The sequence below is a fragment of the Citrobacter sp. CK181 genome, from assembly GCF_030333595.1.
Lineage (GTDB): Bacteria > Pseudomonadota > Gammaproteobacteria > Enterobacterales > Enterobacteriaceae > Citrobacter_B > Citrobacter_B koseri.
In genome coordinates this window covers 225,371-245,556 of sequence record NZ_JAOWFN010000012.1, presented here as the reverse complement: position 1 = coordinate 245,556, position 20,186 = coordinate 225,371, and the positions used below count along the sequence as shown (strand labels likewise).

Sequence of the window (20,186 nt, the reverse complement as noted above, 5' to 3'; positions counted from 1 at the left end):
TCATGAAAAGAATGTTACGCTTTTTCCTTCTGCTGGTCGTTGTGTTGGGCATTGCCGCTGGCGCAGGAATGTGGAAAGTGCGCCAACTGGCCGACAGTCCCTTGTTAATAAAAGAAGAGACGATCTTTACCCTGAAGGCCGGAACCGGGCGTCTGGCATTAGGCGATCAACTCTACGCCGACAAAATTATCAATCGGCCGCGCGTGTTTCAGTGGTTGTTGCGCGTTGAACCTGAATTATCAAACTTTAAAGCGGGTACCTATCGTTTAACGCCTGATATGACCGTACGAGAGATGCTGAAACTGCTGGAAAGCGGTAAAGAAGCACAGTTCCCGCTACGTCTGGTCGAAGGGATGCGCCTGAGCGATTACCTGAATCAGTTGCGAAATGCGCCTTATATTCAGCATACGCTTAGCGATGACCGTTACGAAACCGTCGCGCAGGCGCTGAAGCTGGAGAACCCGGAGTGGCTTGAAGGCTGGTTCTGGCCGGACACCTGGATGTATACCGCCAATACCACCGACGTCGCGCTTCTGAAGCGTGCGCATCAAAAGATGGTTAAAGCGGTAGATGACGTCTGGGAAGGGCGCGCGGAAGGGCTGCCTTATAAAGATAAGAATCAACTGGTGACGATGGCGTCTATTATCGAGAAAGAGACGGCCGTCGCCAGCGAACGCGATCAGGTGGCATCGGTCTTTATTAACCGTCTGCGTATTGGTATGCGTTTGCAGACCGATCCGACCGTGATTTACGGCATGGGGGCGAGTTATAATGGTAAGCTGTCGCGCGCGGCGCTGGAAACGCCGACGGCGTATAACACCTATACCATCACCGGGTTGCCGCCAGGTCCTATCGCCATGCCTGGCGAAGCCTCTTTGAAAGCCGCCGCGCATCCGGCGAAAACGCCGTACCTCTATTTTGTGGCTGACGGAAAGGGCGGTCACACGTTTAACACCAATCTTGCCAGCCATAACCGGTCAGTGCAGGACTACCTGAAAGTGCTTAAGGAAAAAAATGGGCAGTAACTATATCGTCATCGAAGGCCTGGAAGGCGCCGGAAAAACCACCGCGCGTAACGTGGTGGTGGAGACACTTGAGCAACTGGGTATTCACGACATGATTTTTACGCGTGAGCCGGGCGGCACCCAGCTTGCAGAGAAATTAAGAAGTCTGGTGCTGGACATCAAATCGGTGGGTGATGAAACGATCACGGATAAAGCTGAAGTGCTGATGTTTTATGCCGCGCGAGTGCAACTGGTGGAAACCGTTATCAAGCCAGCGCTGGCGAAAGGAACGTGGGTCATTGGCGATCGCCATGACCTGTCCACTCAGGCCTACCAGGGTGGCGGCCGTGGGATCGATCAGACAATGCTGGCGACGCTGCGTGATGCTGTATTGGGCGACTTCCGTCCTGACCTGACTCTGTATCTGGATGTGACGCCGGAGGTTGGCTTAAAACGCGCGCGCGCGCGCGGCGAACTTGACCGCATTGAGCAGGAGTCTCTGGATTTCTTCAATCGCACGCGTGCCCGCTACCTTGAGCTGGCCGCCAGCGATGCCAGCATTCGCACCATTGATGCGACTCAGCCGCTGGAGGCTGTGATGAACGATATTCGCACAACCGTGACGGCCTGGATCAAGGAGCAAGGTGCATGAAATGGTATCCGTGGTTACGGCCAGACTTTGAAAAACTGGTAGCAAGCTATCAGGCGGGTCGGGGCCACCATGCGTTACTGATTCAGGCGTTGCCCGGAATGGGGGATGATGCGCTGATTTATGCCCTCAGTCGTTATTTGCTGTGCCAGCAACCGGAAGGGCATAAAAGCTGCGGGCGCTGTCGTGGCTGCCAGTTAATGCAGGCGGGTACGCATCCTGACTATTATTCGCTGTTGCCGGAAAAGGGGAAAAGCACCCTTGGCGTGGACGCGGTACGCGATGTGGGCGAGAAGCTGTACGAACATTCTCGACTTGGCGGCGCGAAAGTCGTATTGATCCCGGATGCGGCCCTGCTGACTGATGCCGCGGCGAATGCCTTATTAAAGACGCTCGAAGAGCCGCCGGAGCAAACCTGGTTCTTCCTTGCCAGCCGTGAACCGGCACGCCTGCTGGCGACTTTACGCAGCCGCTGCCGTCTGCATCATCTTGCGCCGCCATCTGAACAATACGCTGTTTCATGGCTTTCTCGTGAAGTGACAATGTCACAAGAGACGTTGCTGGCGGCGCTGCGCCTGAGCGCAGGGGCTCCCGGCGCCGCTCTGGCGTTGTTGCAGGCCGACAGCTGGGCGCATCGTAACGCGCTTTGCGAAGCGCTGGCGAATACGCTGCAATCCGGCGACTGGTATATCCTTCTGTCGGTGTTGAATCACGAACAGGCCGCCGTACGTTTACACTGGCTGGCGACGCTGCTTATGGATGCCCTTAAATACCGGTATGGCGCTTCCAGCCTGACAAATCAGGATGCCGGAACGCTGGTGGCGTCGATAGCTGAACGGTTATCCGTCGCACGCATCCAGGCCATACTCAGCGATGTCTGCCATTGTCGCGAACAGCTGATTAACGTGACCGGATTAAACCGCGAACTGGTATTAACCGATCTTATTCTCCGCATAGAGCATTACCTGCAACCAGGCGCCATGTTGCCTGTTTCCCATCTTTGAGAGAGACATTATGTTTTTAGTCGACTCACACTGCCATCTTGATGGCCTGGATTATCAATCTCTGCATAAGGACGTGGATGACGTGCTGGCAAAAGCCGCCGCGCGCGAGGTGAAGTTCTGCCTGGCGGTGGCGACAACCCTGCCCGGATACCGGAATATGCGCGAACTGGTTGGCGAGCGGGATAACGTTGTGTTTTCCTGCGGCGTACACCCGTTAAACCAGGATGAAACATACGATGCGGAAGACCTGCGTCGCTTTGCCGCTGAAGAAGGCGTGGTGGCCATGGGGGAGACCGGGCTGGATTATTTTTATACGCCGGAAACAAAAGTTCGCCAGCAAGAATCCTTCATTAACCATATTCAGATTGGCCGTGAATTAAATAAACCCGTGATTGTGCATACCCGTGACGCACGCGCCGATACGCTGGCGATTTTGCGCGAAGAAAAAGTGACGGATTGCGGTGGCGTACTACACTGTTTTACAGAGGACAGGGAGACGGCGGGTAAATTATTGGATCTTGGGTTTTATATCTCTTTTTCCGGGATCGTGACCTTCCGCAACGCCGAGCAGTTACGTGATGCCGCCCGCTATGTTCCTCTGGATCGTCTGCTGGTTGAGACGGACTCTCCTTATCTTGCTCCGGTGCCGCATCGTGGTAAAGAGAACCAGCCTGCAATGGTTCGCGATGTCGCAGAGTATATGGCCGTATTGAAGGGTGTTGCCGTTGAAGAACTGGCGCAGGCAACCACTGAAAACTTTGCCCGCCTGTTCCACATCGACGCTTCTCGCCTGCAATCAACCCGTTAACTGAGTTTTTTTAAAGCTCGTAATTAATATTCAAAGCGAGTAAAGTTCACCGCCACAAAATGGGCGGTGAATGAGCAAATTGTAACATTCAGACACTCATTTTGTCAGAATGTGATGGTTTTATGGCTGTCTGGAGCTGAAACGTGATAGCCGTCAAACAAAACCGAGCTTATTTATTTTACTCTGTGTAATAAATAAAGGGCGCTTAGATGCCCTGTCCACGGCGAGGTTCTCCCCCCTCGCCAATGCGTGAAAACGTAGAATACACAAAATCATTCAGGCTGCATCAGGGCGGCAAGTGAGTAAATTGCAGGAGCTTACTTGAGTAAGTGACTGGGATGAACGAGCGCAGCCAACGCTGAGGCGGTTTGAAGGATGAAGTGTATAAGCACAAATACTCAGGAGCACTCCTAATTATGTTTAAGAATGCATTTGCTAACCTGCAAAAGGTCGGTAAATCGCTGATGCTACCGGTATCCGTACTGCCTATCGCAGGTATCCTGCTGGGCGTCGGTTCCGCTAACTTCAGCTGGCTGCCAGCCGTTGTGTCGCACGTTATGGCAGAAGCAGGCGGTTCTGTTTTTGCAAATATGCCGCTGATTTTCGCCATTGGTGTCGCACTGGGCTTCACCAACAACGACGGCGTTTCGGCTCTGGCCTCGGTTGTCGCTTACGGCATCATGGTCAAAACCATGGCCGTGGTTGCGCCGCTGGTTCTGCATTTACCTGCTGAAGAAATCGCAGCAAAACACCTGGCGGATACCGGTGTTCTCGGGGGGATTATCTCCGGTGCGATTGCAGCGTACATGTTCAACCGCTTCTACCGTATCAAATTGCCTGAGTATCTGGGCTTCTTTGCGGGTAAACGCTTTGTGCCGATCATTTCTGGTCTGGCTGCCATCTTCACCGGCGTGATCCTGTCCTTCATTTGGCCACCGATCGGGACGGCTATCCAGACGTTCTCTCAGTGGGCTGCTTACCAGAACCCGGTTGTGGCGTTCGGTATCTATGGCTTCATTGAACGCTGCCTGGTGCCGTTTGGTCTGCACCATATCTGGAACGTTCCTTTCCAGATGCAGATTGGTGAATACACCAACGCAGCAGGTCAGGTGTTCCACGGCGACATTCCTCGTTATATGGCGGGCGACCCGACTGCGGGCAAACTGTCCGGCGGCTTCCTGTTCAAAATGTACGGTCTGCCTGCTGCGGCTATCGCGATCTGGCACTCTGCTAAACCGGAAAACCGCGCGAAAGTGGGCGGTATCATGATCTCCGCAGCGCTGACCTCGTTCCTGACCGGTATCACCGAGCCGATCGAGTTCTCCTTCATGTTCGTTGCGCCGATCCTGTACGTTATCCACGCGATCCTGGCAGGTCTGGCATTCCCGATCTGTATCCTGCTGGGTATGCGTGACGGTACATCGTTCTCGCACGGTCTGATCGACTTCATCGTTCTGTCTGGCAACAGCAGCAAACTGTGGCTGTTCCCGATTGTTGGTGCAGGTTATGCGATTATTTACTACACCGTCTTCCGTGTGCTGATTAAAGCGCTGGATCTGAAAACGCCGGGTCGTGAAGACGCGAGCGAAGACAGCAAAGTGGGCGCAACCAGTGAAATGGCTCCGGCCCTGATCGCCGCGTTTGGTGGTAAAGAGAACATCACTAACCTCGACGCATGTATCACCCGTCTGCGCGTTAGCGTTGCTGACGTTGCTAAAGTGGATCAGGCTGGCCTGAAGACGCTTGGCGCAGCTGGTGTCGTCGTCGCAGGTTCCGGCGTTCAGGCTATTTTCGGTACGAAATCCGATAACCTGAAAACGGAAATGGATGAATACATCCGCAATAGCTAAGCAGTAAGACGTTGGGGAGAACTAAGGCAGCCAAATGGCTGCCTTTTTTACGCTGTGTTGCCGGATGGCGCGTGGCTTATCCGGCCTACGGTTATAGCACAGTTGTAGGCCTGATAAGGCGTTAGCCGCCATCAGGCTTGCGAGAACGTAAAAAAGGGAGCCAGATGGCTCCCTTTTCGTCAGTGACGTTTATCAGAACTGATAGCTTGCAGTAATGCTGACGTTACGTGGTTCGCCGTAGACAATAGAACCATCGATATTGGTGTCGTAGGTTTTGTCTAACAGGTTGTTGATGTTGCCCTGTACGGCGAAGTTTTTGGTTACCTGGTAGCGAGTGAACAGATCCACTAACGCATAGCTGCCTTGTTCCGCGCGCCATGTGCCGTATGGTGTGACAGTGTCGCTGCCGTGAACACGGTTCTGCCAGTTAACGCCACCGCCGACGGTCAACTCAGGCATGACTGGCAGACGGTAGCTGGTAAACAGCTTCACGGTTGTACGTGGCAAGTTCGGATTCACCGCATTTCCCTCGTTATCTTCCGCGATAAAGCGCGTTGCGCCGAAGGTCATCTGCCAGTTGTCGGTGATAGCGCCGTTAATTTCGAATTCAACGCCTTTGCTGACGGTTCCGTCTACCGCTTTATACGCGGTGTCGCCGTTACTACCTGAAATCGGTCTACCGGTCGACTGACCGACGTTATCCTGCTCAATACGGAAGACCGACAATGTGGTGGTCAGGCGGCTGTTCATCCAGTCAGATTTCAAGCCCACTTCATAGTTATTACCCGTAATAGGGGTGAGATATTTACCCGAGCTATCACGATAGTTCTGTGGCTGGAAGATGGAAGTATAGCTGGCGTAGGCAGACCAGTTATCATCAATGTCATACACCAGTCCGGCATATGGCGTGGTATGGTTTTTCTCCATCCGGTAGGTCAGCGTGTCGATACTCCAGTTGGTGTAGCGAGCGCCGATGATCAGATGCAACGGATCGGCCAGCGAAATGCGGGTCGCTGCATAGAGCGATTTCATGTGCGTGGTATCATCCTGGGCAACGGTTTGTTGACCCCAGTTTGTTTCCGGGAAGTTACCGTCGTAGTTGTAGAAATTGCCCAGTTCATCCGGGAATACGTTCGCCCAGGTATTCATATAGCGGTTATTCTGTTTACTGTAGCTTCCGCCGATCATCAGGTTATGCTGACGGCCAAACAGGTCGTAGCCCCCATCGGTGAAAAGATCGACAGCATCGACTTTACGTTTGCCGCTGTTCCAGCCCGTACCGCCAATGTAACCGTACTCTGGCCCATAGTTGGCGTAAGGGCCAACCAGCATACCGGTGTCTTTATTGACATAGGCATCCAGGTACATCATTTTACTGTCGAATTTGATTTCAGAATGCGTGGCGTTGAGCGTTGCCTGCCAGGTATCCGCAAAACGCTGCTTCAGCGTGACAAAGACCTTATTAAACTCTTTATCGTTGTAAGCCCAGTCTGGAGCGGTACTGCGCGAGCGGTCATATTTGTTGGTGCTGCCATCCGTATTCCAGCGAGGTAAACCGCCCCAGGTCGGGCTGTTAACGTCGATGCGTTGATATTCATACCCGGCGGAAAGGCTGGTTGTGCTCCCCAGATCGGCATCGATAATGCCGGAGAAGAATGTTTTCTCGCTGTTATAACGATCCAGCCATGAGTCATTGTTCTGATAACCCGCAACAATCCGCGCACGTACGTTACCGTCTTCTGTCAGCGGGCTTTGTAAATCGGTTACGTAACGCTGTTTGTTCCAGCTTCCATATTCCGCAGACACATTACCTTTGAATTCACGGCTGGTGGCATGTTTGCGGATCATATTGATAGACGCGGAAGGGTTGCCGGTTCCGGTCATTAATCCATTTGCGCCGCGTACGACTTCCACACGTTCAAACAGGGCCGTGTCAGAAAGGGCATCGCCAAGATTCCAGCGTGATTCAAAATAGGTGGGGATGCCATCGACCATGTAGTTGTCGATGAGGAAACCGCGTGAGTAGTAGAGGTTGCGGTCGGAGTCTGACTGGCTTCTGCTGATACCCAGCGTGCTGTCCATCACATCGCCAAGGGTTTGTAATTGCTGATCAGCCATGCGTTGCTGGCTGATGATACTGACAGACTGAGGAATATCGCGCTGCGCCATCTGCATTTTAGTGCCAGCGGTTGTCGTTTTAACGTTGTAGTCCTGTTCTTCATCGCTGGACGTGTCGGCTTGTGATGCGCTATCAACAATGATTGTTTCTTCTGTTGTGGTAGCGGCGAAGCTGGTGGAAGGCATCAATGCCATAGCGATGCAGGCTGCCAGCAGAGTGGGAACTGCGGCAGGCTGACGCTGCTCATCCTGGGTGTGTGTTGTGAAAGACATCGAAAAACCCCTAATAATGATGAACGTTAAGTTCAAACCATGAAATGGCATGGCGAACCCTTTTAATTTTCTAACCATCAAATGCGCATGAAAATGCAAATGCGAAATATACGCACTTGCATTAATGCTGTAAACAGATGTTACGGGTGAAAATGAAATCTTGTTTCAGTGCTATGAGGTGCAGAGAGAAGAGGGAAATGAGTATAAGCGCAGCAACTGACAGATTTTTTGCTTAATAAATCGTGGGTTAAAGTTGAAAGAGCGTGAGTAACTCGCTCATACTCTATACTCGCAGTGTGGCTCGGCGTAGCATGGCGCAACGTTATGGCTAATTTTGAAAAAAGGAAAAATGTCGTGGCAGAAGAAACTATATTCAGCAAAATTATCCGTCGTGAAATCCCCTCGGATATCGTTTACCAGGATGAACTGGTTACCGCATTTCGCGATATTTCGCCGCAGGCGCCCACGCACATTCTGATCATCCCGAATACCCTGATCCCAACGGTTAATGATGTCACGGCGGAGCACGAACAGGCGCTGGGCCGTATGATCACCGTCGCGGCAAAAATTGCCGGGCAGGAAGGCATTGCCGAAGACGGCTACCGCCTGATCATGAATACTAACCGTCATGGCGGGCAGGAGGTTTATCACATTCATATGCACCTGCTGGGCGGGCGTGCGCTGGGGCCGATGCTGGCGCATAAAGGCCTCTGACAATGACCAGAGGATGCCTTGCGATATCACTGGCCTTACTGTTGCTTGCGGGTTGTCGCTCACACCCTGAAATTCCGGTCAGTGATGAACAGACACTGGTGATGGAGTCAACGCTGCTGGCGGCCGGTATCACGGCGGAAGCGCCTGCGTTGACGACGTCCGATATTCAGCCTTCTGCATCCTCACGCCTCTATAACGAAAGGCAAGAACCCGTTACCGTGCATTATCGGTTTTACTGGTATGACGCCAGAGGGCTGGAAATGCATCCTCTGGAAGCGCCACGCAGTGTGACTATCCCGGCGCGTTCGTCGGTCACGCTGTATGGCAGCGCCAATTATCTGGGGGCGCATAAGGTTAGACTTTATCTTTATTTGTAAGGGGTGAATTTTGATGATGAAAATGAATCGCTACGCACTGGTGGCCGCGCTGGCGATATTCCTCTCCGGTTGTGTGGGGCAACGTGAACCCGCACCGGTTGATGAAGTCAAACCGGCGCCGGAACAGCCAGCCGAACCGCAGCAGCCTGTGCCGGTCGTGCCATCGGTGCCGACGATCCCGCAACAGCCGGGCCCGATTGAACACGAAGACCAGACCGCACAGCCTGCGCCGCGCGTGCGCCATTATGACTGGAACAGCGCGATGCAGCCGATGGTCGGAAAAATGCTTCAGGCTGATGGCGTAACGGCGGGTAACGTACTGCTGGTCGATAGCGTAAATAACCGCACCAACGGTTCGCTCAACGCGGGCGAGGCCACAGAGACTTTACGTAATGCGCTGGCGAATAACGGTAAATTTACGCTGGTTTCCGCGCAGCAACTGGCGATGGCGAAGCAGCAACTGGGTTTATCACCGCAGGACAGCCTCGGTACGCGCAGTAAAGCGATTGGCATCGCCCGTAACGTAGGGGCGCAATATGTGCTCTATTCCAGCGCGGCGGGTAACGTCAATGCGCCATCGCTGCAAATGCAGTTAATGCTGGTACAAACTGGCGAGATAATCTGGTCAGGTAAAGGTGCAGTCCAGCAACAATAATCTACTGACGCGCGACGACGTTTTGTCGCGCTACTTCCCGCAATATCATCCCGTCGCCGCCTGCCACAACGGATTAAGCGGCGGGAGTTGCATCATTGAACATGACGCCCGCCGTCTGGTGCTCCGTTGCCATCATGATCCCTTTGCGCCTGAATCTGATTTTTTGCGTCAGTATCACGCATTGTCACGTTTACCGGAAACCCTTGCCCCCAGACCGCGTTTTTATATTCCCGGCTGGATGGCGGTGGACTATTTGCAGGGAGAGGTAAAATCTGGATTACCGGATACCGACGAACTGGCGGGCTTACTGTATCATCTGCACCAACAACCGCGTTTTGGCTGGCGTATTTCGCTGTTATCGCTGCTTATGCGCTACTGGCAGGGGAGCGATCCGGCACGCAGGACGTCGTACTGGCTACGGATGCTAAAACGGCTGCGAGCGGCGCGGGAACCTCGTCCGCTGCGTCTGGCGCCTTTGCATATGGATGTCCACGGCGATAACCTGGTACAGACGGCATCGGGGCTACGGTTGATTGACTGGGAATACGCCGGGGATGGCGATATCGCTCTGGAACTGGCCGCCGTATGGGTAGAGGATGAGCGGCAGCATCAACGGCTGGTGGCATCCTATGCCGCCGTTGCGCATATCTGTCCGCAAACGCTATGGCGGCAGGTCAGGTTATGGCACCCCTGGGTAATGATGCTGAAAGCCGGATGGTTTGAATACCGCTGGCAGCAAACCGGCGAACAACAATTTATCAGGCTGGCCGACGACGCCTGGCGGCAGCTGAAAAAGAAAGGATAAGGAGAGCAGTGTGGGTCCAGTAATGTTGGATGTCGAAGGGTTTGAGCTGGACGCAGAAGAGCGCGAAATTCTGGCCCATCCGCTGGTGGGGGGGCTGATCCTCTTTACGCGTAATTATCATGACCCGGAGCAACTGCGCGAGTTAGTCCGCCAGATTCGGGCGGCTTCGCGCAATCATCTGGTGGTGGCGGTTGACCAGGAAGGCGGACGCGTACAGCGTTTTCGTGAAGGTTTTACCCGCCTGCCAGCCGCACAATCTTTTGCTGCGCTGCACGGGCTGGAAGAAGGGGGCAAACTGGCGCAGGATGCCGGGTGGCTAATGGCCAGCGAGATGATCGCGATGGACATTGATATCAGCTTCGCGCCGGTGCTGGATGTCGGGCATATCAGCGCAGCAATTGGCGAGCGTTCTTACCATGCCGATCCGCTTAAAGCTCTGGCAATGGCGACGCGTTTTATCGACGGGATGCATGCTGCCGGAATGAAAACCACCGGTAAGCACTTCCCCGGACACGGGGCAGTCACTGCCGATTCGCACAAAGAAACGCCAACCGATCCGCGTCCTGAGGCGGAAATTCGCGCCAGGGATATGTCGGTGTTCCGTTCGCTAATCACCGGGAACAAACTTGATGCGATTATGCCGGCGCACGTCATATACAGCGATGTCGATCCGCGTCCGGCGAGTGGTTCACCGCACTGGCTGAAAACGGTGCTGCGTGAGGAACTTGGTTTTGATGGCGTGATTTTCTCCGATGATCTGTCGATGGAAGGAGCGGCGATTATGGGGAGCTACGCAGAGCGCGGGCAGGCGTCGCTGGATGCGGGTTGCGATATGATCCTGGTCTGTAATAATCGTAAAGGAGCGGTCAGCGTGTTAGATAATCTGTCGCCGATCAATGCAGAACGTGTTACGCGTTTGTATCATAAAGGTTCATTTTCGCGTCAGGAGTTGATGGACTCCGCACGCTGGAAAACGGTCAGCGCCCAGCTTAACCAGTTGCATGAACGCTGGCAGGAAGAAAAAGCAGGTCATTAACCCGAGTTTTGTGTGAGGATGCGATGATTATCTATTTACACGGTTTTGACTCCAACAGTCCGGGTAACCACGAGAAAGTGTTGCAGCTACAGTTTATTGATTCGGATGTCAGACTGATCAGCTATAGCACACGGCATCCCAAACATGACATGCAGCATCTGCTGAAAGAAGTAGACAAAATGTTGCAACTGAATGTGGACGATCGGCCATTAATTTGTGGCGTAGGACTGGGTGGGTATTGGGCGGAGCGGATTGGCTTCCTGTGCGACATACGCCAGGTGGTATTCAACCCTAATCTGTTCCCCTATGAGAACATGGAAGGCAAAATCGACCGCCCGGAAGAGTATGCCGATATCGCAACGAAATGCGTCACCAATTTCCGCGAAAAAAACCGCGATCGCTGCCTGGTGATCCTGTCCCGGCATGATGAAGCGCTGGACAGCCATCGTTCGGCAAAAGAGCTGCATCATTTCTATGAAATTGTCTGGGACGAAGAGCAGACCCATAAATTTAAGAATATCTCTCCTCATTTACAGCGGATAAAAGCGTTTAAAACGTTAGGTTAAGCTGTTGTAACCCGATCACCCCCCTCAGAAACCAGCCTTCGGGCTGGTTTTTTTATGAGCATTCAGGCAGGGTTGTCTATCTTTTCAGCGAGAAAACTTGATGTACATCAATTTTGGTATGACCAATGCACCGTTCGTGTTATTCTCACTAGCGAAGTCACTTTGCATTACCGTAACTTGTTGTTAATTAAAGGCTATATTTATAACTTTTACTTAACAATTGGTTAATAAATTTAAGGGGGGTCACGTTGACTACACCATTGAAAAAGATCGTGATTGTCGGCGGCGGTGCTGGCGGGCTTGAAATGGCGACTCAGTTGGGTAAAAAACTGGGTCGTAAGAAAAAGGCAAAAATCACGCTGGTGGACAGAAACCACAGCCATCTGTGGAAGCCGTTGCTGCATGAAGTGGCGACCGGTTCACTGGACGAAGGCGTGGACGCTCTGAGCTACCTGGCGCATGCGCGTAATCATGGTTTCCAGTTCCAGTTGGGTTCGGTTATGGATATCGATCGTGAAGCGAAAACGATCACCATTGCGGAACTGCGTGACGAGAAAGGGGAACTGCTGGTTCCTGAGCGTAAAATCGCGTACGACACCCTGGTGATGGCGCTGGGCAGTACCTCTAACGACTTCAACACCCCTGGCGTTAAAGAACACTGTATTTTCCTGGACAACCCGCATCAGGCGCGTCGCTTCCATCAGGAAATGCTGAACCTGTTCCTGAAATACTCTTCCAGCATGGGTGTTAGCGGTAAGGTCAACATTGCGATTGTCGGTGGCGGCGCAACGGGCGTGGAGCTTTCTGCGGAACTGCATAACGCTGTGAAACAGCTGCACAGCTACGGCTACAAAGGCCTGACTAACGAAGCGCTGAACGTGACGCTGGTTGAAGCCGGTGAGCGCATTCTGCCTGCGCTGCCGCCGCGTATTTCCGCTGCGGCGCATAGCGAACTGACCAAACTGGGCGTACGCGTACTGACTCAGACGATGGTGACCAGCGCAGACGAAGGCGGTCTGCACACGAAAGATGGCGAACACATCAAAGCTGACCTGATGGTGTGGGCGGCAGGGATTAAAGCGCCTGATTTCCTGAAAGACATTGGCGGGTTGGAAACTAACCGCATCAACCAGTTAGTGGTTGAACCAACGCTGCAAACCACTCGTGACCCGGATGTTTATGCCATCGGCGACTGTGCTTCCTGCGCACGTCCTGAAGGGGGCTTTGTGCCGCCGCGCGCACAGGCCGCGCATCAGATGGCAAGCTGCGCACTGAATAATATTCTGGCGCAGATGAAAGGCAAACCGATGAAAGACTATGTTTATAAAGATCACGGTTCGCTGGTATCGCTCTCTAATTTCTCGACTGTCGGCAGCCTGATGGGGAACCTGATGCGCGGTTCAATGATGGTGGAAGGGCGTATTGCGCGTTTTGTTTACATTTCGCTTTACCGTATGCACCAGATTGCGCTGCACGGTTACTTTAAAACCGGGTTAATGATGTTAGTAGGCAGCATTAACCGTGTGATTCGCCCGCGTCTGAAACTGCATTAATCCTTACCGTATCGCCTGATGGCGCTTCGCTTATCAGGCCTACGGCTCGCACAGCATGTAGGCCGGATAAGGCCATCGGCCGCCATCCGGCAATTTAATCGCGCCATCTGCTTCAGAGTTCTCTGAATCGTGTCTGTTTGCCGCATAACCCCGCACTTTTCATCCTCTTTCTGATTTGCTTAACCCCACTGCTGGTTGCAAAATTGTTACTAATAGCAAAAAAGGAGGAATTCCCGTGAATAAATCAATGTTGGCGGGTATAGGGATTGGCGTAGCTGCTGCGCTGGGTGTGGCGGCGGTGGCCAGTCTGAACGTTTTTGACCGTAGCCCGAAATATGCGCAAGTCGTATCAGCCACACCCATAAAAGAAACCGTCAAAACACCGCGTCAGGAATGCCGCAACGTGACGGTCACGCACCGCAAACCTGTTCAGGACGAAAATCGCATTGCCGGTTCGGTGCTTGGCGCGGTTGCTGGCGGCGTGATTGGTCATCAGTTCGGCGGTGGCCGTGGTAAAGATGTGGCGACCGTCGTCGGGGCGCTGGGCGGAGGTTACGCCGGTAACCAAATCCAGGGATCAATGCAGGAAAATGACACCTACACCTCTACGCAGCAGCGTTGTAAAACGGTGTATGACAAGTCAGAGAAAATGCTGGGCTATGACGTCACTTACAAGATTGGCGATCAGCAGGGGAAAATCCGCATGGATAAAGATCCCGGAACGCAAATCCCGCTTGATAATAACGGTCAATTGATTCTGAATAACGACGCGTAAAAAAAGCTGTACTCTGCACGTTAGCCCCTCATTCGCTCAGGCTGAGGGGCTTTTTTTATCAGACGGTCAGGCGCTAAGCCTTCAGCATCTCCGGCCACAGCCGTAGGGTGGTGCGGGTTATCTGCATCAGCTTGTCAAACGTCGCGCCTTCACGCGCGCTGATCGACATTCCTTGTAAAATACAGTTCAGATATTCCGCCAGCGTTTGTGGATTGCAGTGCGCCGGAATTTCCCCGCGCTCCTGCCGCTGGCGCAAAAACTGGGTCAGCGTCTGCTCCTGCATCGCGTGGCGGGATTTCACCGTATGGGCGATTTCACGGGAGGAGGCGGCCAGTGTGGCGGACGTGTTGATCATAAAGCACCCGGCAGGGGTGTCTTTACTGGTGAAGCATGTCGCGACGGCGGTGAAATAGTCTTCCAGCGCGGACTCAACGCTTTTTTCTTCACAAAAGAGCTGGGCCTCATGTTTTGCCGCAAAGCGGCTGATATAGCGGTCCAGCACTGCGCGGAACAACCCTTCCTTGTTCGTAAATTCTGCGTACAGCGTGGGCGCTTTTGCGCCGGTCGCTTCCACGAGGTCGGCGAGCGATGTTGCTTCATAGCCGTGCTGCCAGAAGAGTGTCATGGCCTTATCAAGCGCGGCTTCCCTGTCGAACACTTTTGGTCGGCCACGGCTTTTTTTTACGCAACCTGTCGAGTCAGTTGTCATGATGCCGTTGTACCTTGTTGGGTTTGTTGAACAACCATTATAAAAATAATCCCGCTCAGTCTCCAGCGCATTCAGAAGAAAAATAATTCACCTGTATTGATATGAAAAATAAGTTCTTTTTAATTTATATAATGATCGTTATAAAAAAATGTTGACGTGTGACCTGGATCACATCTATGATTTACCTATCGATCGTTAAGTAAATATTTCGACACCGTTCATCTGCTAAAGGTCACTATCATGAAAAACGTAAAAACCCTCATTGCTGCCGCTGTACTGAGTTCACTCTCTTTCGCAAGTTTCGCTGCTGTTGAAGTTCAGGCGACGCCTGTAGATCAACAGAAAGTAGGCACCATTTCCGCAACCGCCGGGACTAACCTGGGATCTCTGGAAGATCAACTGGCGCAAAAAGCGGATGAAATGGGCGCGAAATCTTTCCGCATTACTTCGGTAACCGGTCCTAACACCCTCCACGGGACTGCGGTTATCTACAAATAAGCATTAACCCTCATTAATGCCACTGCTACTGCCACAAAAAAGCCCCGCTGTCTGAGCGGGGCTTTTTTATTATCCGACGTTACATCGACTGCTGCGTTATCCCGGGATGGCGGGTGACATCGACCGGCATTCCTGAACGCACTTCCATAACATGCTCCATAACGGCGGCATCGGTCTGTGCGGCATCTTTGAAAGCCTGCATTTGGCCGTTCAATACGATCGGCAATATCTGCGGATCGTCATCAATATTCTTCGATAACGGCTGGTGGACTTCTACCAGGCGCATGCCGCCAGGTTCAACGGACGCTTTGATCGGCGTATTAATAATGTTGACCTTCGTACCCGGCGTGACCTGACGGAACAGCGTCTCAATATCACCGTCGCGCAGGCGAATACAGCCGGAACTGACGCGCATCCCGATACCGAAATCAGCATTCGTGCCGTGCAGCAAATAGACGCCGCCATAAGCCGCTAAGCGGATCGCATGATGGCCCATTGGGTTATCCGGCCCGGCGGGAACCACGGCAGGGAGGTCTATCCCCTGAGCTTTGTAACGGGCGCGGATATTCGCCGTAGGCGTCCAGGTTGGATTCGCGCGCTTATCCGAGACGGTAGTGACCATCGTTGGCGTCAACGTATCGCCACCCAGTTGACCGATACCGATTGGATACACGGTCACCGAATTTTTTCCGGGAGGATAGTAATACAGACGCAATTCGGCGAGGTTAATCACAATACCTTCGCGCGGCGCATCCGGTAGTAAGGTTTGCAGAGGGATGGTCAGAACGCTGCCCGCGCGGGGAACGTAAGGATCAACGCCCGGGTTTGCCTGTAGCAACGCTAAAAAACCGACATTGTATTTTTTAGCAATCGCCTCCAGCGAGCCGCCGTTGTTTTCGACAACGTGAAATGTATTCTCGCCCACCAGTTTGCTGCCGGGAGGAGGAAGCGGCCATGTGTTCGCTTGCGCCGGTATCGCCAGCGCTACGGACGCGGCGAGCGTAAAAAACGCCAGCCAGCGGGAAAGTCGCATGTTATTCATTATCATCACAAATCAAATGGTTATTGTAATAAATTGAGTCAATGATCATTATGGCGGGTTGTCATGTCTTGAAGTGCAAGAGAAGTGCAAAGTGTTGTAAATGTGGGCGAAAACACGGGGGATGGCAGAGGGCATTACACCCGGTGGCGCTGCGCTTACCGGGCCTACAGGATCGTAGGCCGGATAAGGCGCTTGCGCCGCCATCCGGCGTCGTAGGGCGTTACGCCGCCGCGTTTTCTTCCAGTTGCGCCATAAACTGGCGCACCCAGTCCATACGCGTTTTACGCTCCGCCAGATCCTGAATAAACTTCAGGCGTGTCGGGCCGTCGAGGCGGAAGTGCTGCGGTTGTTTTTGCAACAGACCAATCAGCCAGGTTGGGTTTACGTGATTTTTCTCGGCAAACTCGATCGTACCGCCTTTCTCGTTGCCTTCCAGTTTTCGAATGCCCAGCTTCTGTGCCTGTTGGCGCAGACGCGCGATATCCAGCAGATTGCGCGCCGGGTCAGGCAGCAGTCCGAAACGGTCGATCAGCTCTACCTTGAGCTCCTCCAGCTCGTTTTCGTTTTTCGCACTGGCAATGCGTTTATAGAACGACAGACGCGTATTCACATCCGGGATAAAATCATCCGGCAACAGCGACGGCATACGCAGTTCGACTTCCGTCTGCTGGCTGGTGAGGTCTTCCAGCGACGGCTCACGTCCGGCTTTCAGCGCATCCACGGCGTTCTCCAGCAGCTCCATATACAGCGAGAAGCCGATGGTCTCCATCTGCCCGCTCTGATCTTCGCCAAGCAGCTCGCCAGCGCCGCGAATTTCGAGATCGTGAGTCGCCAGCGCAAAACCGGCGCCCAAATCTTCCAGCGAGGCAATGGCTTCCAGACGTTTTTGCGCGTCGGTCGTCATCGCTTTTGGATGCGGCGTCAGCAGCCAGGCATACGCCTGATGGTGCGAACGTCCAACACGACCACGTAGCTGGTGTAGCTGCGCCAGGCCGAAATGGTCGGCGCGCTCAATGATGATCGTGTTCGCGGTCGGAATATCAATACCGGTTTCGATAATGGTGGTACACACCAGAACGTTAAAGCGCTGGTGGTGGAAGTCGTTCATAACGCGCTCAAGTTCGCGCTCGCGCATCTGCCCGTGACCAATCGCGATGCGGGCTTCCGGCACCAGTTCCGCCAGTCGGTCCGCGGCTTTCTGGATATTCTCCACGTCGTTATACAGATAATACACCTGGCCGCCGCGCAGAACTTCACGCAGGATAGCCTCGCGCACCACCAGGTTGTCATATTCACGGACGAAGGTTTTTACCGCCAGACGACGGGCGGGCGGTGTGGCAATGATCGACAGATCGCGCATACCGCTCATCGCCATGTTGAGCGTACGAGGGATTGGCGTTGCCGTCAGCGTCAGAATATCAACGTCGGCGCGCATTGCCTTGATGCGCTCTTTATGCCGTACGCCGAAACGGTGCTCTTCATCGACAATCAGCAAGCCCAAATCTTTTAATTTCACATCGCTTTGCAGCAGCTTATGAGTGCCGATCAGAATGTCGATTTTCCCCTCAGCGACCTGCTCAAGGATCTGCGCTTGCTCTTTGGCGCTACGGAAACGGGAGAGCATTTCGATGCGCACCGGCCAGTTGGCGAAGCGGTCGCGGAAGTTATCGAAATGCTGTTGCGCCAGCAGGGTGGTAGGCACCAGCACCGCGACCTGTTTGTGGTTTTCCACCGCCAGGAACGCGGCGCGCATCGCCACTTCGGTTTTCCCGAAGCCGACGTCGCCGCACACCAGACGATCCATTGCCAGCGGTTGGCACATATCGCTCAGGACGGCGTTAATGGCCTGCGCCTGGTCTGGCGTGGTCTCGAACGGGAAGCTGTCGCAGAACAGTTGATACTGCTCGCGATCGTGCTTAAAGGCGAAACCTTCTTTTGCCGCGCGCTGGGCGTAAATATCCAGTAGCTCTGCCGCCACGTCGCGCACTTTCTCCGCGGCTTTCTGTCGGGCGCGAGACCAGGCGTCGCCGCCCAGTTTATGCAGCGGCGCGTTCTCTTCGGCGCCTCCGGCATAGCGGCTGATGAGATGTAAAGATGACACCGGTACGTACAGTCTGGCGTCGTTGGCGTAGGTGAGCATCAGGTACTCGCCCTTGATGCCGCCGGCTTCCAGCGTCGTCATACCCGCATAACGCCCCACACCATGCTCAAGGTGTACCACCGGCTGTCCAGGATGCAGCTCCGCCAGGTTGCGGATCAGCGTGTCGGGGTTAATCGTGCGGCGTGAGTCCTGACGGCGACGCGCAACGCGTTCACCCAGCAAATCGCTCTCGCAAATAAGCGCCAGATTACGCTGCGTATCGATAAAGCCATGCTCCGCAGCGCCAATCATCAGGTAACGTCCGGCGTCGAGCGCCTCATCCAGGCGCAAAATTCGTTTGGGTGAAATTTTAATACGGGCGAGCAGTTCCCCGAGCGCTTCGCGGCGGCCTTCGCTTTCTACGGAGAAAATGACCGGCCCGTTGAAGGATTCAAGAAATCTACGCAGCGCGTCCAGAGGCGCTTTTTGCTGCGCCTGTACCGCCAGATCCGGCAGTTTCTGGAAACCCAGATTGGTATTCGCCGCCTTACCTGGCAGATGTTCGGTTTTTAACTGTATGCGGGGCCAGCGTTTGAGTTCGGAGAACAGCTCATCGACCCGCAGCCACAGGGATTCCGGCGGCAAAAGCGGGCGCATAGGATCGACGCCACGGTTTTCAAAACGCGCCAGGGTATCGGCCTGGAAGCGTTCAGCGCTGTTTTCCAGCGTGCCGGTATTCACCAGCAGCGTGTTCGCCGGGAAGTAGCTGAACAGAGGCGGCAGCGGCTCGTTGAAGAACAGCGGCTGCCAGTATTCGATCCCGGCAGGCAGCGTGCCTTTACTGACCTGCTGGTAAATATGCTCGGCGTCGCGTTTAACTTCAAATGTGTCACGCCACTGGCTGCGGAACAGCTCGATGGCCGTTTTATCGGTCGGAAATTCATGCGCGGGCAGCAAATTGATGGCGTCGACTTCTTCCAGCGTACGCTGGGTATCGGCATCAAACAGGCGCAAACTGTCGATTTCATCATCAAAAAAATCAAGACGATAGGGCTGTTCGCTGCCCATCGGAAACAGATCCAGCAGCGCGCCGCGAGTGGCGTATTCACCGTGTTCCATGACCTGATCAACATGGCGATAGCCCGCGCTATCCAGCTGTGCGCGCAGGGCGTCGCGCGACAAACGCTGACCCTTTTTCATCACCAGGGCGTGGCCGTGCAAATAACTGTGCGGGCAAACGCGCTGCATCAGCGTATTTACCGGAACAATCAATACGCCGCGCTGCATTGACGGCAACTGGTAAAGCGTGGACAGGCGTGAAGAGATGATTTCCTGGTGTGGGGAAAAGCTGTCGTAAGGGAGCGTTTCCCAGTCCGCCAGATTCATCACCAGTTGGTCGGTGAACTGGCGAACTTCGTCATGCAGGCGCAGGGCGTTTTGCATGTCAGGTGCAATAAGTACGATTGGGCCAGCATGGCGCTCGGCAATCTCCGCCACCAGCGTGGCGCAGGCGGCGCCGGTAAGCTCGCCCAACTGGCGCTGATCGCCGGGTTTGGTTGGCAGAGTATAACGTTGTTGTTCAGGCATAGTGGTTGCAGGATCTCTATTGGGTATACACCACACTATGGGGGCATATCACTGATAAGCAATGCTCTTTATTATCCGTGATC

General features: G+C 53.8%; 18 protein-coding genes. 14 read left to right on the top strand and 4 right to left on the bottom strand.

What is annotated here, in order from left to right; translation table 11 throughout:
* The first annotated feature begins 2 nt into the window (after nt 1-2).
* The 5 genes from yceG (at nt 3) to ptsG (ending at nt 5,315) form a co-directional block, all read left to right on the top strand.
* Entirely contained in the window at nt 3-1,025 is a 1,023-nt protein-coding gene (gene yceG, locus OGW17_RS10515) for a cell division protein YceG (protein ID WP_049008934.1), read from the top strand.
* Nucleotides 1,015-1,656, top strand: coding sequence for a dTMP kinase (gene tmk / locus OGW17_RS10510; RefSeq protein WP_012132824.1), 642 nt, complete (start codon nt 1,015-1,017; stop codon nt 1,654-1,656). Before yceG ends, tmk begins: the two co-directional genes overlap by 11 nt.
* Nucleotides 1,653-2,657, top strand: coding sequence for a DNA polymerase III subunit delta' (gene holB, locus OGW17_RS10505; RefSeq protein ID WP_071258231.1), 1,005 nt, complete (start codon nt 1,653-1,655; stop codon nt 2,655-2,657). Before tmk ends, holB begins: the two co-directional genes overlap by 4 nt.
* A 10-nt stretch (nt 2,658-2,667) precedes the next feature.
* On the top strand, nt 2,668-3,465 hold the full coding sequence (locus tag OGW17_RS10500) for a metal-dependent hydrolase (protein WP_071258230.1): 798 nt from the start codon (nt 2,668-2,670) through the stop codon (nt 3,463-3,465).
* Between the two features lie 416 nt (nt 3,466-3,881).
* Nucleotides 3,882-5,315 (top strand): PTS glucose transporter subunit IIBC, encoded by a 1,434-nt coding sequence (ptsG, locus tag OGW17_RS10495; protein WP_024130440.1) that lies wholly within the window; start codon nt 3,882-3,884, stop codon nt 5,313-5,315.
* A 192-nt stretch (nt 5,316-5,507) separates the two neighbouring features.
* On the opposite strand, the gene fhuE is transcribed toward ptsG, so the two are convergent.
* A complete protein-coding gene (gene fhuE / locus OGW17_RS10490; RefSeq protein ID WP_071258300.1) occupies nt 5,508-7,706 on the bottom strand; it encodes a ferric-rhodotorulic acid/ferric-coprogen receptor FhuE in 2,199 nt (732 codons plus the stop codon).
* 354 nt (nt 7,707-8,060) lie between these two features.
* On the opposite strand from fhuE, the gene hinT reads away from it, so the two are divergent.
* The 8 genes from hinT (at nt 8,061) to OGW17_RS10450 (ending at nt 14,187) form a co-directional block, all read left to right on the top strand.
* On the top strand, nt 8,061-8,420 hold the full coding sequence (hinT, locus tag OGW17_RS10485) for a purine nucleoside phosphoramidase (protein ID WP_047463701.1): 360 nt from the start codon (nt 8,061-8,063) through the stop codon (nt 8,418-8,420).
* Between the two features lie 2 nt (nt 8,421-8,422).
* Nucleotides 8,423-8,797 carry a YcfL family putative periplasmic lipoprotein gene (locus tag OGW17_RS10480; protein WP_071258229.1) on the top strand — a complete coding sequence of 125 codons (375 nt, stop codon included), beginning with the start codon at nt 8,423-8,425 and terminating at the stop codon, nt 8,795-8,797.
* A 13-nt stretch (nt 8,798-8,810) separates the two neighbouring features.
* The gene (lpoB, locus tag OGW17_RS10475; RefSeq protein WP_012132815.1) at nt 8,811-9,452 is read left to right on the top strand and encodes a penicillin-binding protein activator LpoB; all 642 of its coding nucleotides are present in this window, start codon (nt 8,811-8,813) and stop codon (nt 9,450-9,452) included.
* Nucleotides 9,433-10,257, top strand: coding sequence for a thiamine kinase (gene thiK, locus OGW17_RS10470; protein WP_071258227.1), 825 nt, complete (start codon nt 9,433-9,435; stop codon nt 10,255-10,257). Before lpoB ends, thiK begins: the two co-directional genes overlap by 20 nt.
* A 10-nt stretch (nt 10,258-10,267) precedes the next feature.
* On the top strand, nt 10,268-11,293 hold the full coding sequence (nagZ, locus tag OGW17_RS10465) for a beta-N-acetylhexosaminidase (RefSeq protein ID WP_024130435.1): 1,026 nt from the start codon (nt 10,268-10,270) through the stop codon (nt 11,291-11,293).
* 23 nt (nt 11,294-11,316) lie between these two features.
* Entirely contained in the window at nt 11,317-11,859 is a 543-nt protein-coding gene (ycfP, locus tag OGW17_RS10460) for an alpha/beta hydrolase YcfP (protein WP_012132812.1), read from the top strand.
* Between the two features lie 248 nt (nt 11,860-12,107).
* A complete protein-coding gene (gene ndh, locus OGW17_RS10455; protein ID WP_024130434.1) occupies nt 12,108-13,412 on the top strand; it encodes an NADH-quinone dehydrogenase in 1,305 nt (434 codons plus the stop codon).
* A 235-nt stretch (nt 13,413-13,647) separates the two neighbouring features.
* Complete coding sequence (locus OGW17_RS10450) at nt 13,648-14,187, top strand: glycine zipper 2TM domain-containing protein (RefSeq protein WP_024130433.1); 540 nt, start codon at nt 13,648-13,650, stop codon at nt 14,185-14,187.
* 73 nt (nt 14,188-14,260) lie between these two features.
* Here the strand turns inward: OGW17_RS10450 and comR are convergent, their stop codons facing one another.
* Nucleotides 14,261-14,896 carry a TetR family copper-responsive transcriptional repressor ComR gene (comR, locus tag OGW17_RS10445; protein ID WP_024130432.1) on the bottom strand — a complete coding sequence of 212 codons (636 nt, stop codon included), beginning with the start codon at nt 14,894-14,896 and terminating at the stop codon, nt 14,261-14,263.
* 240 nt (nt 14,897-15,136) lie between these two features.
* Between comR and bhsA the strand changes: the two genes are divergently transcribed.
* Nucleotides 15,137-15,394, top strand: coding sequence for a multiple stress resistance protein BhsA (bhsA, locus tag OGW17_RS10440; RefSeq protein WP_047457498.1), 258 nt, complete (start codon nt 15,137-15,139; stop codon nt 15,392-15,394).
* Nucleotides 15,395-15,473: 79 nt separating this feature from the next.
* Here the strand turns inward: bhsA and ldtC are convergent, their stop codons facing one another.
* Nucleotides 15,474-16,439, bottom strand: a complete 966-nt coding sequence (ldtC, locus tag OGW17_RS10435) for a L,D-transpeptidase LdtC (RefSeq protein WP_024130431.1) — start codon at nt 16,437-16,439, stop codon at nt 15,474-15,476.
* 217 nt (nt 16,440-16,656) lie between these two features.
* Entirely contained in the window at nt 16,657-20,103 is a 3,447-nt protein-coding gene (gene mfd / locus OGW17_RS10430; protein ID WP_071258226.1) for a transcription-repair coupling factor, read from the bottom strand.
* Between the last annotated feature and the right edge of the window lie 83 nt (nt 20,104-20,186).